Below are 13,670 nucleotides of genomic sequence, written 5' to 3'. Positions count from 1 at the left end.
TTAGCCTTCGAACATTTCTACATATTCTTCGTAGCCTTCCTCAGCCAATTTATCTGCTGGGATAAAGCGCATAGCGGCTGAATTCATGCAGTAGCGTAAACCTGTTGGCTTTGGACCATCTTTAAATACATGCCCTAGGTGAGAGTCACCAAATTTACTGCGAACCTCTGTTCTTGGGTAAAGTAGCTTGTAGTCAGTAGTTGTTACCACATAAGCTTCGCTGATTGGTTGTGTAAAGCTCGGCCAACCTGTACCTGACTTGTATTTGTCTTTTGAAGAGAACAAAGGCTCACCCGTTACGATATCAACGTAAATACCTTCTTGCTTGTTATCCCAGTATTTGTTGTCAAATGGGCGCTCTGTTGCGTCGTCTTGTGTGACATCGTATTGCAGTGAAGTTAGAGATGCTTTGATCTCTGCATCAGACGGCTTGGTGTATGTTTTAGCATTAGCTGTCGCATTTTTGCCATCGATGATTTGGCGGATCGTTTTCGGATTTTCTTTTCTATCATCACCGAAGATTTTATCTAGGTACTGATCACGACCAGAAGCGTAGCGGTAGTAGTTATAACGAACCTTACTCTTCTTGTAATAATCTTGATGGTATTCTTCTGCTGGCCAGAATTTTTCAAACTTGATCAGCTCTGTTTTTAGTGGCTCACCAAAGATCTGAGCTTTGTCTATTTCCATCATGAAATTCTGAGCAACGTCTTTTTGCTCTTGGTTATGATAGAAAATAGCAGGTCGATATTGAGGACCTCTATCTACGAATGAGCCTTTATCATCGGTAGGATCGATGTGTCTGAAGAATTGGTCAAGTACCTGCTCATAGCTAACGACATCGGGATTGTAAGTCACGTTGATCACTTCGATGTGTCCAGACTTACCCGAGGAAACTTGTTTGTAGGTTGGATTTTCTAATTCACCACCGGAATAACCAGAGATAACGTCGGTGACGCCGGTCAGTTTTTCTAGGTCGGATTCTGTACACCAAAAACAACCACCAGCCAGTGTCGCGATTTCACTTTTACCTGAATCCATCGCTTTATCCATTGTATTGGCAGTGCCAGTCTGGCTCACAAACAGCGAAATCAGTGGTAGCGCAACCACGAGTGATACCAATATTTTAGATAATTTATTCATAGATACCTCATCTTGACGTCTTTTCATTCGATTTTGAATGTACGAATAGAGACAGGGTTTAGATGGAAAAAATTACACTATTCATAAAAAAAATATCTCAAACAGAAAATCTTGCTCATAAATGCTGCCAGTAGTAGGGTGTCCATTATTGATATAATAGATAATGATGGCGGTTTCCGTACATCTAAGGAACAACATGCAAGCAGAAGTTAAATGGGTCGAAGGCTTTAAATTCCTAGGTCAATCTCAATCAGGTCACTCTGTCGTTATGGATGGCAGTGGCGGTGCTACCGCGCCAAGCCCTATGGAAATGGTGTTAATGGCGGCTGGCGGTTGTAGCTCTGTTGATGTGGTTGATGGCTTGAAATCTGCAGGCCAAAGCATCACAGGCTGTAATGCAAAACTTGAAACGACACGTCGTGAAACGGCACCAAAAATTTTCACTGTAATTAATATTCATTTTGAAGTATCTGGTGATGATCTTGATCCCGAGCTTGTAGCTAAGGTCTGTGCGGATTCATTAGAAAAGTACTGTTCAGTATGCTTAATGCTGGGTGCTGGTGTAGAGATGACCCACAGCTGGGAAATAGTCTAGTCTCTGACTGTACAGCTTGGCGGTAGACTGATTTTTACGGCTTCTACTTATAGCTGACGGCATATATGGAGAGCCTGATAAAGAAAAGGGCGGAGCACTTGAAAGTGCTCCGCCCTTATTATTTTAATTAAGGTAGAGTGCTATTATTCAGCAGTTTCTACGATAACTTCTTCCATTTGCGCTTTTTCTTGGTATTCGAAGCTTGGGATCGTTGCGTCAACACGACGGTTTTGCGCACGACCTTCAGCTGTAGCGTTTGATGCTACAGGGTTTTCTTCCCCTTCACCTGAAGCTGCAATGCGGTCAGCTGCAATGCCTTGCTCTTCAATGTATGCGGCTACAGCAGCAGCACGCTTCTTAGAGATCATCATGTTGTACTCTGCTGCACCTGTTGAATCAGTGTGACCAACAACATTAACTGATGATTGAGGGTGAGCTTGCAGTACTTCAACTAATGGTATTAATGCAGTTTTGCCTTCTGAAGATAATTCAGTGCTGTTTGTCTCAAACATACCTTGAGAGAAGCTTTCAGTTTTAGCTTTAGTAACCACAACTTCTTCAACAACAACGACTTCTGGTTCGGCAATTGGCTCTGCAGGAGCCTGTGTTACAACGGCTGCAGAAGCGGCTGCTGCTGAAGCCGTTGTGTTACCTGTACCAAAGTTGTAGCTAAGGCCAACGGTAACAAAGTTAGAGTTTAAGTCTTGAACATAGTTGTCATCGAAATCATCGAAGTATTGGTACTCAACACGAACAGCCCAATCTGAGGAAAGTTGCTTCTCTAGACCGATACCGGCTGAAAGAACAACGTCTGTTTCACCGCCGTGCGAGATGTAAGCAGGACCAGCTTTGAAGAATACATCGAACTCTTGTTGTACTGGTAGGCGGTACATTGGCGTTAGTGAGATAGCGATTAGAGGGTCGCTAAAGTTACTTGTAACCCCATTTTTGGAAAAGCTCGTTTTGTAGTCACCTAAGAAATCAGAACTTAACTCAACACCTAGTCTGTCTGTGAAGTTATAGCCAGAGTATATCCCTGCACCAATTGCATCATCATCACACTTTTCACCGCTTACGCATGCGCTATCCAGCCAACCCATGCCCACTTTTGCACCAACATAAGTGGTTGCAGCAATAGAAGGTGCTGCCGCTAAGCCGGAAGCTGCGACGACAGCACACATGATTTTAGAAAGTTTTTTCATAATCTTATCCTTGGATTAATTTTTATTGTTATCTGAACTGACCTGTAAAGCGATAACTTACTGGCTAAGACACTGCGACCGTAAGTAAATCAAGGCGTTGATTCAGGTAGAACTTTTAAGGAACTACTAATGTATTGTTAGTCTGATTGCGTATGATAGTCAATCGGATTGTTGGTATTCATAGTTTTCAAGGCGCTATTTATAGCCTTTTTGTTGATCAATTGTTGTCTTAAATGTTGGAAACGATGAAACCTCGTATCATTTTAAGGCGGTACGAGGTTTCATCTTTTTGTGTGAACGGATTATATGGCTACATAGTCTGAGTTGTAGGGTGGAGCGGAGCTTTAGCTGTTACGGGCGCTCACCGGCTAACAAACGCTTTTCGATATCTGCAATCACTCTAGGTAAGTCGGCGATGGTATCGATCAGGTAGTGCGGGTTTGATTTGTTTAGCTTAATGCTTGCTTTTTCTCGCGCAGCTGCAAGTGTCGCTTCGTCGGCATCCACATATTCTTGGTAGGTTAAGCCGGCTTCGTTCCCTGATAATACAAGGCCTACCGTCCACATACCCGCGTTGTGGCCTTCATCGATACCTGGTGCAGCGTCATCCACTTTCACACACGCAGCGACGTTCGTCACACCTAGGTCAATGACGTTTTTAAGTGCCATGAATGGAGCAGGGCGACCGCCTTGCGGTAGGTCGTCAGTTGCAACTACGTTGTCAGGAAGATAACCGTAATCTGCTGCAGCTGGAATTAGCACATCCATCACTTCACGTGGGTAACCAGAACAAGAGCCTATTTTTACGTTCTTTTCTTTTAAGTTATTCACGACTTCAATCGCGTTTAAAATTGGTGCTGCGTGGTCTGCTACTTTTGCTTTCTGAAGAGGCATGAATGCCGCGTAGATCGCATCAACGTCTTCACTGGTCATCGAGCGTCCGAATTGAGCATTCCAACGAGCGTTAACAGCTGGGATTCGACCAACTGCTTGGATGTGGTCCCATTTGCCGATCCCCATGGGTTCTCGCGCTTCTGCTAAGTCGATATCAAAGTCGAAACCTTGTCTGAATGCTTCAACGAAAATACTGGTTGGAGCAAATGATCCAAAATCAACGATAGTGCCAGCCCAGTCAAAGATAACCGCTTGGATAGGTGATGTTGTGTTCATAGTCGTGTCCTATTTCTGTTCTCTCCCGGCTCAGGTTGTTCTGGGAGATGAATGATTGTTTTAAGTTATTGGCTAAATGATGGTTTAAAGGTATTCAAAGTCTTTGCAGACTTTTGCTATCGCTTTTTCGAATACAGACAGAGCGACTTCTAGTTCGCTGCGACTGATGATCAATGGTGGGCTCAACTGAATCACATTACCTTGTGACACCTTAAAGCTCAGGCCATCGTTCAGACATTGATAAAGTACGGCTTCTGCTTCATCGAACGCTCGGGTTTTGGTGATATGGTCGGTGACCAATTCCACCCCCCAGAGCAGGCCGATGCCGCGAACGTCACCAATGACTGGGTACTTCTCTTTCATTTGAAGCAACTGTTCACGCACGAATGCGCTGTCCGCTTGTACTTTTTCAAGTAGGTTTTCTTGCTCAATCACTTCCATGGTCGCGAGTGCTGCCGCACAACCAATTGGGCTTTTCTCGTGGGTGTAGTGACCAAGAGATACTTGCGCTGCCGTGTTGTATTTGTCTTTAGTGATCATGGCTGCGATTGGTACTAAGCCGCCGCCAAAACCTTTACCGATACATAGGATGTCAGGTTCGATATCAAACGCTTGGTGAGTGAACCATTCGCCACTGCGACCCATACCGTTTGGAATGTCGTCGATGATCAACATGACGTTGTGTTTGTCACAGATCTCACGGATGCGCTTCCAATAAGCCTTACTTGGCACTTGAACGTCTGTGTTACGAACCGCTTCTGCAATGAAGGCGCCAATACCGCCTTCTTTTTCAATCACATATTCTAGGTAATCGGCATAGTGCACATCACATGCAGTCTCGTTTGAATCGCTAGCGTTATTCCCACTTAATGGAAAACTATCGCGAAGCGGGAAAGCACCGCGATAAGAGACGGCTGGTGGAATGCGTTCTACGCCAGCCATTAATGGCCCCATGCCTTCGCGGAAACAAGCTTCGCCACCCACTGAAATTGCATCGAGTGACGCACCATGGAATGAGTCCCACAATGACACTACTTTGAAATTGTTGGTGACATGTCGAGTAAGTTTTAGCGCCATGCCGATAACGGATGTGCCCCCGGGAGCAAACAACACGCGATTCAAATCACCACCGCAGATCTGTGTGAGTTTTTCAGCACACTGAACGGCAGTCTCATTGGTAAAGCGACGCGGTGAAAACGGCAATGACGCCATTTGCTGAGTCACTTTATTAATAATATGTGGGTGGCCATAACCTAATTGGTGAACATTATTGCCGTGAAAGTCCATGTACTTCTTGCCCGTCGCATCTTGAATGTAGATGCCTTCTGCAGCTTCAAGCGTGTCTAGGCAAGGTGTTGACATGGCTTGATGAAGAAACACGTCAGAGTCACGCTTTAACATTGCTTGAGTCGCATCATCGTTTAGCGATTCGTTCCATTTTTCGCGTGCTGGCGTGGTGTTCACATCGCCTTCGCTTCGAAAGTGTGTGGCCTTTAGAATCGGCTCTTGATTGGTCATCGTCATTATTTGATGTCCCAGTACATAGCGTTTTCTACAGCGCCAATGAGAGCTTCAATGTCTGACGGGTAAACTTCACCGATGTTACCGATTCGAAAGCAGTCTGCGTTTGAAACCTTGCCCGGGTAAATCACAAACCCTTGTTCTTTCAAACGGTCATAGAACTCCTTGAATTGGTAATCGCTATGAGTTGGAGAATAGAAAGAGGTAATGATAGGTGAGTGAAGGTCATCATTAAGCAGTGGTTCAAAGCCAAGAGAACGCATACCTGCAACCAATGTGGTTTGGTTGGTTTGGTAGCGACTATGACGAGCTTCGATGCCGCCTTCTTGTTCCAATTCAAGTAGAGCTTGGTAGAAAGCGCGCACTGTATGAGTCGGAGAGGTGAAGCGCCATTTCCCATGGTTGCTTTCCATACAGTGCCATTGATCAAACAAATCAAGGCTTAATGAGCGAGCTTGGCCTTTACACTTCTCGAGATCTGATTGCTTAGCAATAACAAAGCCGAACCCCGGTACCCCTTGAATGCACTTGTTTGCAGAGCTGATCATGTAGTCGATGCCTAAGTCAGCAATATCCATAGGGATGCCACCAAAGCTCGACATAGCATCAAGAATGACGGTTTTGTTGTGCTGTTTTGCCAATTTGGCAATCTCTTCAATTGGATTCAGCATGCCAGTGGTGGTTTCACAGTGGACAATCGCCACGTGAGTAATGTCTGAATCCATGGCCAATGCCGTTTCCATTTCGTTCAAGTCAGGTTGTGATGTTTCACCTGGGGAAACGACATGGCATGGAATGTTTAAGTATTCTGCGATTTGAGCAATCCGAGCCCCATACGCACCGTTGTCAACAACAAGAAGCTTACCGCTTTTAGAAATAACGCTACCGATTGTTGCTTCAACTGAAGCGGTGCCGCTACCTTGCATTAGTACGCTCGTGTAACCCGTTTGCTTAGTCGCAAAAGTCACTAGCTTGCTACGAATCACTTCAACAACGTCTTTGTTGTATTCATCATCCCACGTACACCAATCTTTTAGCATCGCTTGGCGAACGGTTTCAGAAGTAGATAGAGGACCCGGTGTCAGTAGTAGGTATTCGTTTCTCATGTTTAATTCTCGTGATTTATATTCTGGACTATACCAATATTTACAGTTACTTTAACAACCAATTTAAACGGTCGTAAATAGCCAAAACGTTATTTTCACAAAAGCTTCATATTCAAATTTGTCACTGATGTTGAGAAATTTTCCGATCTTGAAACTGCCATTTTTTGTTCATTTAATCGTCATAAAAGTCGATTAGGTTAATACTCGCTATCTGGTGCATACCAAATAAAAGTGTGTGCTCACAACCTAAATGAATTTATGGATATAGAAGCCTCTAGATGGAGCTTCTAGCCTTAACAACTTTAACCTTGGCAATTCCTAACCTTGGCATCGGGCCTGACTGGAGAAAATGATGAAAAACCGTTTTATGAAAGGATCACTCGCAGCATTAGTTACTCTATTAGCGGGTAATGCTTATGCAGCACAGGAAGTGACGGTTTACACCGCTTTTGAAACTGACATTTTAGCGAAATACAAAAACGCATTTGAAAGTGAAAACCCAGACATCAACATCAAATGGGTTCGTGACTCAACTGGGATCATGACGGCAAAATTATTGGCCGAGAAAAACAACCCTCGTGCAGAAGTAGTATGGGGTCTTGCGGGCTCTTCTATGGCTTTGCTTAAAGAAGAGGGCATTCTCAAGCCTTACACACCTCAAGGTGTAGAAGCACTGCGTTCAAACCTCAACGACCCGCAATCTACTCAAGCTTGGTACGGCAATGATGCATTCTTTAATGCAGTTTGCTTTAACGAAGTGGTGGCTAAGCAATTGAACCTACCGGCGCCTAAGTCTTGGGATGACCTAACGAAACCTATCTATAAAGGTCACATTGCTATGCCAAACCCAGCATCTTCTGGTACGGGCTACATGCAGGTTTCGGCTTGGTTACAAAACATGGGTGAAGACCAAGGTTGGAACTACATGCAGAAGCTAGACCAAAACATTGCTCACTACACGCACTCTGGTTCTAAGCCATGTGTTCAAGCGGGCATGGGTGAAGTCGCTATCGGTATTTCTATGGCGAGCCGTGGCGCTAAGCTGAAAACTCAAGGCGCTCCACTTTCTGTGATTACGCCTGAAGGCATCGGCTGGGAATCGGAAGCGGTAGGCCTTGTTAAGCCTTCTGATGCAGCACAACGTGTTATCGATTGGTCTATTTCTAAAGCGGCAAACGAGCTTTACATCGAAATGTACCCAGTTGTTGGTCACCAAGATGTGACAGGCAAAGCAGAGAACTTCCCTAATGTAGAAAAGAACATGGCAAAAATGGACTTCGCTCGCATGGGCAGTGAACGTGCAGACGTTCTTAAAACATGGTCTGAGAAGTTTGACGCTAAATCAGAGCCAAAATCTTAATCTGCTGAGTTTTTTAGTTCATGAGCTCCTTAGTTAATTATCTACTGAGCTTATTAGACACATGGTTTATTAGACACGTAGTCCATTAGATATGCAGCTCATTAGAAGTTAGGAATCAGTAAAGGAAGGCTTCGGTCTTCCTTTTTTAGTTTTACGCCTTTAGGTTTTTAGTAAGGTACAACAAATGAAAAAGCACTACTCATATTGGTTCAAGCAAGCATTGGAACAGGAATTTGGTAGCATCAATGCGGGGCTAGAATCCGTTAAACCGCTTCAAAAAGACGTTAACTGTGATATCGCCATTGTCGGCGGTGGTTACACTGGTTTATGGACTGCGATTTCAATCAAACAACAACAGCCCGAAAAACATGTTGTCGTGATTGAAAAAGGCTTGTGTGGCAGCGGTGCTTCTGGCGCGAACGGCGGGTGTATGCTGACTTGGTCAACCAAATATCCAACGCTGAAAAAACTCTATGGAAAAGAGCAAGCCAAATGGCTGGTTAAGGAATCTGAAAAAGTCATTTACGAGATCGAAGCGTTCTGCAACGAGCATAAAATCGATGCGCATCTTTATAGAAGTGGCACTTACTACACGGCAACCAATGAATCTCAAAAGGGCGGAATGAAGCCTGTCGTTAATGAGTTGGTCAAGCAGGGTATCAACAGCTGGAAGAAGTGCGATCAGTCATTGCCTGATAAAGCTGGGTCGGATCGTCATATTGAAGGTTATTACTCGGAAGCTGCTGGTAGCGTTCAGCCAGCGTTATTGGCGAGAGGCTTACGCCGCGTTGCGATCGAATTGGGTGTCGAAATTTACGAAAATACAGAGATGACCTCTCTTGATTACGGCTCGCCAGCTCGCGTCCAAACTAAGGGTGGGACGATAACTTCCGATAAAGTGATCTTAGCGCTCAATGCATGGATGCTCGATCACTTTAAAGAGTTCAAACGCAGCATTGTGGTTGTCTCGTCTGACATGGTAGTGACTAAGCCTATTCCAGATAAGCTCAAGCAATTTGGCCCAGAGAAAGGGGCGGCGGTGGTGGATTCGCGTATCTTTGTCCACTACTACCGAGATACCCAGGACGGACGACTCATGTTGGGCAAAGGCGGCAATAAATTCTCGTTTGCGAATCAGGTTGAAAGCATGTTCAACCAAACGACTAATTACCTACCGATTCTCAATCAATCTTTCCAGAAATTGTTCCCTAAACTGGAGCAGAATGAATTCGATTACAACTGGTCGGGCGGTTCTGACCGATCCGTCACAGGATTGCCATTTTTCGGTAATCTAAAAGGCCAAAACAACATCTATTATGGGCTCGGTTACTCAGGTAATGGTGTCGCTCAAACTCGCATGGGAGGGAAAATTTTGTCTTCAATGGTGTTAGGGGGTGATAACGAATGGACTCGTAGTGGTTTAACTAGCGGTCCACGAGGCTATTTCCCACCAGAGCCATTTCGTTGGGTTGGGGCAATGATGGTTAGAGATGCTGTTCGAAGAAAAGAGAACGCGGAAGACTCTGGTAACACGCCATTGTGGTTGGATAAACAATTGGCAAAGCTCGCGGGTGCGGCAGGTAAAGCCGACAAGGTTGAATCATAAATTGATTTAAGGTTCAAATTAGAGGTATACACTAAGGCTCTCTGTGACTTATGGGCTAGTCATTAAGGGCTTTCTGAACTAACTTTTAATGCTGAAAAAATAGCAATCTTTAATGCTTATTATTTCTGCAATATAACTGTCATTTAGCTTCTATAAATTTGTCACTCAACTGCAATATTCAAAGTTTAAATTTGGTATATACCATTTAAAGAGTGCTGTAGTATGAGCAACCAAACTTATTTGAATATTGAAAACGTTGTAAAGCAATTTGGCCAATTTACAGCGTTAAAAGACATCTCTCTATCGATCGATAAAGGTGAATTCGTCTGTTTCCTTGGCCCATCTGGCTGCGGTAAAACGACACTACTACGTGCGATTGCAGGACTGGATTTACCGACCTCAGGCTCTATTGAGCAGAACGGTAATGATACGACCTTCCTACCTCCTGAGAAGCGCGATTTTGGTATCGTATTTCAATCTTATGCTCTATTTCCAAACCTGACTGTGGAAGAGAACATCGCAATTGGTTTGAAGAACCAAGGGATGTCGACCAAAGAAGCTCTGGAAGCGGTAGAATCTTGGTTAGAAACCATTGGTTTACCAACTTCTGGCCAAAAATACCCAAATCAGCTGTCTGGTGGACAACAGCAACGCGTGGCTCTCGCTCGTGCATTGGCCTTGTCTCCAGGTTTGCTACTCCTCGATGAACCGCTATCTGCACTTGATGCGAAGGTAAGAACACACCTGCGTGATGAGATCTGTCAATTGCAGCGTAAGCTGGGCATTACTACCATCATGGTGACTCATGATCAAGATGAAGCTTTAACCATGGCCGATCGCATTGTGGTCATGAATCATGGTGTTATCGAGCAAGTGGGTGCTCCGCAAGAAATCTATCAAAATCCAGTTAGCCGCTTTGTCGCTGAATTCGTTGGTAGCATGAACTTTATTCAAGCTTCTGTTGCTGCGAAAGGCAAAATGCGCATTGCAGAGTCGATGTTAGCGTTGCCAGTTTTAGATAATTTGACACCAAAGCATGGCGATCGTTTTGATATCGCGGTGCGTCCAGAACAAATTCAGTTTGTTGATCGCTTTAACGAGTCTTTACCCGTCAGAATCATATCTAGCGAGTTCCTCGGGGCGTTCTATCGAATTGAGTGCGAGCTGCAACATGACTCAACGGCTAAAGAGATCATCGTTGATGTGTCAGTCAAAGAGTTTAATCGATTGAAACTGCGTCGCAGCGATATTCGTTACGTAGCGTTTGATGAAGAAGGTCTTAGATCTTACCCATCTGAAAGCCTGCAAGTGATGAAAGACGAGGCGGCGTAACAATCATGGAATCGACTCAAATGATGCAATCTAAGCTGCTAATTCAACGACGAGTAACGCCTTTTCTTGCTCGGTTAAGTAAAGACAACGTAATCCTATTCGGGCTTCTGGCTTTTTTGTCAGTGGTCATGACGCTATTCATTTTGATGCCACTGTGGGCAATGTTGAAAAAGAGTGTTCAGAACGCAGACGGTGAATTTGTAGGATTACAGAATTTCGCAACGTATTTTGCTTCGCAGAGCCTCTGGCAGTCGGTAGGTAACACGTTTACGCTTGGGCTATTAGTAACGGTTGTCGTGGGTGTATTAGCGTTTGGTTATGCCTATGCGTTGACTCGTTCATGTATGCCTTTCAAGGGGCTTTTTCAGGTGTTGGGTTCAGCGCCGATTCTAGCTCCATCGTTGCTTCCTGCGATCAGTTTGATCTTTTTATTTGGCAACCAAGGTATCGCCAAAGAAGTGTTAGGGGGAAATTCGGTATACGGTTTGATTGGTATATCACTCGGCTTAATATTTTGGACTTTTCCACACGCCTTGATGATTCTGACCACCTCGTTAAGAACCTCTGATGCACGTCTGTATGAGGCGGCACGTGCACTCAATACTTCATCATTAAAAACCTTTTTCATGGTGACGCTACCTGCGGCAAAGTATGGTTTGATCAGCACTCTGATCGTTGTATTTACGTTGGTGGTTTGTGACTTTGGTGTACCAAAGGTGATTGGCGGCAGCTACAACGTTCTATCGACTGACATCTTCAAACAAGTAGTAGGGCAACAGAATTTCTCTATGGGTGCGGTGACCAGTATTTTGTTGCTATTGCCTGCATTGCTTGCGTTTACAGTGGATCGCTGGGTTCAAAAGAAACAGAAGAGCTTGTTTGATACTCGATCCGTCGCGTACCAACCTGAACCAAACACTCTACGCGATGGCATGTGTTTCCTTTATTGCACCATCATCTCTGCTGCTGTTGTTATCGTGCTAGGCATGGCGATATACGGTTCTATGGTCACGTTCTGGCCTTGGAACAAAGCACTCACCTTGAATAACTATAACTTCGCAGAAATGAGTACCTACGGTTGGACGCCGTTCTTCAACTCTTTAACCCTCGGCGCTTGGACTGCTATTATCGGTACCGTGTTGATTTTCTTGGGTGCATATTGCATTGAGAAAGGCAGAGCATTTGGTCTAGTTCGTCAAGCGATGCAAATGCTCAGCGTTGTGCCGATGGCGGTTCCGGGTATGGTGTTGGGTTTGGGGTATATCTTCTACTTTAATGATTTGAGTAACCCACTCAACTTCTTATATGGCACGATGGCGTTCTTGGTGATTAATACGGTGGTTCACTACTACACAGTCGGCCACATGACAGCGTTAACCGCATTAAAACAGCTGCCTGAGGAAATAGAAGCGACGGCGGCTTCGGTTAACCTACCGCAATACAAGCTGTTCTTTAAGGTGACGGTACCCGTATGTCTGCCTGCGATTTTAGATATTGCGACATACCTGTTTATTAATGCACTTACCACGACATCTGCGGTAGTATTCTTGTATTCTACCGATACGATACCTGCGTCAGTTTCAGTACTGAATATGGACGATGCGGGACAAACCGGTGCAGCAGCAGCCATGGCGGTGATGATCATGATATCGGCAGCGAGCGCGAAGTTGATTCATATGTTAATCAACAAGTTATTCGAGAAGCGCACCCAAGCTTGGCGTAAACGCTAGCGAACCATTTTATGTTGCAGTTGGCCAAGGAGTGGCTGACGACAAGAACAAGAATAAAAGGAAATGAAGTGCAGTACGTAAAAATCAAAGATGTCATCGTAGAACAGATAGAGTCGGGGATGTTAACGCCACGACAGAAGCTGCCTGCGGAGCGCAAACTGGCTGAATCGTTTGATACGACTCGAGTTACGTTACGTGAAGCCTTGTCTTCACTTGAAGCGGAAGGACGAATTTATCGAGAAGACCGACGTGGTTGGTTTATCTCTCCAGCGCCACTGCGCTACGATCCAACACAAACGCTGAACTTCACGAATATGGCTTTGTCGCAGAATCGTAAGCCAAAAACAGAGTTGGTGGCGGCGAAAGGCATGTTAGCGACCAAGGAAGCAACTAGGCTTCTTGAGCTGCAACCTTTTTCGGATGTTTATCGAGTAGACAGAGTTCGTTATCTTGAAGACAGGCCCGTTGTGTATGTGACCAACTACATTCGACCTGAACTGTTGCCTAACTTGCTTGACTACGACTTGTCTAAGTCGTTGACGGACATATACCGAGAGCACTTTGGCGTGGTGTATCAGAAGATTCGTTATCGCGTGAGCACAACGTCATTACTGGGTGAAACAGCACAAGCTCTGCGTGCGACTTCTGGCTCTCCTGCTATGGTGGTTGAGCGTGTTAACTACAATCAGAACGGTGATTTGATTGACTGCGATATTGAGTATTGGCGTCATGATGCGATCAGTATTGAGTCGATAGCACAGCTCGAGCGCTAGTCGAACGTTAGAACATCGGCACACCTCGCTTTGGGGTTTTGCCCAACTGGAATGATCAAAGGTCTCTTATCTGGAGGCCTTTTTTATGGTTCATCGCGGATTAGCGGGAACTTAAAACAAAAACGGTAGTAA

11 protein-coding genes are annotated in these 13,670 nt (G+C 44.8%); 6 read left to right on the top strand and 5 right to left on the bottom strand.

Annotated features, from left to right (window positions below):
• A complete protein-coding gene (gene msrB, locus AB6D80_RS15860; RefSeq protein ID WP_372189016.1) occupies positions 1-1,143 on the bottom strand; it encodes a peptide-methionine (R)-S-oxide reductase MsrB in 1,143 nt (380 codons plus the stop codon).
• A gap of 196 nt (positions 1,144-1,339) precedes the next feature.
• Between msrB and AB6D80_RS15855 the strand changes: the two genes are divergently transcribed.
• Positions 1,340-1,738, top strand: coding sequence for an OsmC family protein (locus tag AB6D80_RS15855; RefSeq protein ID WP_017104208.1), 399 nt, complete (start codon positions 1,340-1,342; stop codon positions 1,736-1,738).
• 143 nt (positions 1,739-1,881) lie between these two features.
• Here the strand turns inward: AB6D80_RS15855 and AB6D80_RS15850 are convergent, their stop codons facing one another.
• The 4 genes from AB6D80_RS15850 to phnW all read right to left on the bottom strand — a co-directional run bounded on the left by AB6D80_RS15850 (position 1,882) and on the right by phnW (position 6,737).
• The gene (locus tag AB6D80_RS15850) at positions 1,882-2,940 is read right to left on the bottom strand and encodes an OmpA family protein (protein WP_372189014.1); all 1,059 of its coding nucleotides are present in this window, start codon (positions 2,938-2,940) and stop codon (positions 1,882-1,884) included.
• A 351-nt stretch (positions 2,941-3,291) separates the two neighbouring features.
• On the bottom strand, positions 3,292-4,110 hold the full coding sequence (phnX, locus tag AB6D80_RS15845; RefSeq protein WP_012600354.1) for a phosphonoacetaldehyde hydrolase: 819 nt from the start codon (positions 4,108-4,110) through the stop codon (positions 3,292-3,294).
• Positions 4,111-4,194: 84 nt separating this feature from the next.
• On the bottom strand, positions 4,195-5,634 hold the full coding sequence (locus AB6D80_RS15840) for an aspartate aminotransferase family protein (protein ID WP_017098396.1): 1,440 nt from the start codon (positions 5,632-5,634) through the stop codon (positions 4,195-4,197).
• Complete coding sequence (gene phnW, locus AB6D80_RS15835; protein WP_371708188.1) at positions 5,634-6,737, bottom strand: 2-aminoethylphosphonate--pyruvate transaminase; 1,104 nt, start codon at positions 6,735-6,737, stop codon at positions 5,634-5,636. The genes AB6D80_RS15840 and phnW overlap by 1 nt, the downstream gene beginning before the upstream one ends.
• 349 nt (positions 6,738-7,086) lie before the next feature.
• Here phnW and AB6D80_RS15830 point away from each other — a divergent pair, with 349 nt between their 5' ends.
• From AB6D80_RS15830 to phnR, 5 genes are all read left to right on the top strand, one after another.
• A complete protein-coding gene (locus AB6D80_RS15830; protein WP_017094998.1) occupies positions 7,087-8,097 on the top strand; it encodes a putative 2-aminoethylphosphonate ABC transporter substrate-binding protein in 1,011 nt (336 codons plus the stop codon).
• A 184-nt stretch (positions 8,098-8,281) separates the two neighbouring features.
• Positions 8,282-9,703: an FAD-dependent oxidoreductase gene (locus tag AB6D80_RS15825; protein WP_371708189.1), complete on the top strand. Its 1,422-nt coding sequence runs from the start codon at positions 8,282-8,284 to the stop codon at positions 9,701-9,703.
• Positions 9,704-9,925: 222 nt separating this feature from the next.
• A complete protein-coding gene (locus AB6D80_RS15820) occupies positions 9,926-11,035 on the top strand; it encodes a putative 2-aminoethylphosphonate ABC transporter ATP-binding protein (protein WP_371995757.1) in 1,110 nt (369 codons plus the stop codon).
• A 20-nt stretch (positions 11,036-11,055) separates the two neighbouring features.
• The gene (locus AB6D80_RS15815; protein WP_198926216.1) at positions 11,056-12,765 is read left to right on the top strand and encodes a putative 2-aminoethylphosphonate ABC transporter permease subunit; all 1,710 of its coding nucleotides are present in this window, start codon (positions 11,056-11,058) and stop codon (positions 12,763-12,765) included.
• Positions 12,766-12,833: 68 nt separating this feature from the next.
• Positions 12,834-13,538, top strand: a complete 705-nt coding sequence (phnR, locus tag AB6D80_RS15810) for a phosphonate utilization transcriptional regulator PhnR (RefSeq protein ID WP_371708191.1) — start codon at positions 12,834-12,836, stop codon at positions 13,536-13,538.
• Positions 13,539-13,670: the final 132 nt, after the last annotated feature.

This window comes from Vibrio sp. 10N.247.310.17 (assembly GCF_041466605.1).
GTDB classification, from domain to species: Bacteria; Pseudomonadota; Gammaproteobacteria; order Enterobacterales; family Vibrionaceae; genus Vibrio; species Vibrio tasmaniensis_A.
This window is presented reverse-complemented; position numbering and strand designations above follow the sequence as displayed.

What these genes read in the sequence shown, in the direction of transcription:
- AB6D80_RS15815 (WP_198926216.1), top strand. Translation starts at nt 11,056, where the DNA reads ATGATGCAATCTAAGCTGCTAATTCAACGACGAGTAACGCCTTTTCTT.
- AB6D80_RS15850 (WP_372189014.1), bottom strand. Translation starts at nt 2,940, where the DNA reads ATGAAAAAACTTTCTAAAATCATGTGTGCTGTCGTCGCAGCTTCCGGC.
- AB6D80_RS15840 (WP_017098396.1), bottom strand. Translation starts at nt 5,634, where the DNA reads ATGACGATGACCAATCAAGAGCCGATTCTAAAGGCCACACACTTTCGA.
- msrB (WP_372189016.1), bottom strand. Translation starts at nt 1,143, where the DNA reads ATGAATAAATTATCTAAAATATTGGTATCACTCGTGGTTGCGCTACCA.
- phnX (WP_012600354.1), bottom strand. Translation starts at nt 4,110, where the DNA reads ATGAACACAACATCACCTATCCAAGCGGTTATCTTTGACTGGGCTGGC.
- phnW (WP_371708188.1), bottom strand. Translation starts at nt 6,737, where the DNA reads ATGAGAAACGAATACCTACTACTGACACCGGGTCCTCTATCTACTTCT.
- AB6D80_RS15820 (WP_371995757.1), top strand. Translation starts at nt 9,926, where the DNA reads ATGAGCAACCAAACTTATTTGAATATTGAAAACGTTGTAAAGCAATTT.
- AB6D80_RS15825 (WP_371708189.1), top strand. Translation starts at nt 8,282, where the DNA reads ATGAAAAAGCACTACTCATATTGGTTCAAGCAAGCATTGGAACAGGAA.
- AB6D80_RS15855 (WP_017104208.1), top strand. Translation starts at nt 1,340, where the DNA reads ATGCAAGCAGAAGTTAAATGGGTCGAAGGCTTTAAATTCCTAGGTCAA.
- AB6D80_RS15830 (WP_017094998.1), top strand. Translation starts at nt 7,087, where the DNA reads ATGATGAAAAACCGTTTTATGAAAGGATCACTCGCAGCATTAGTTACT.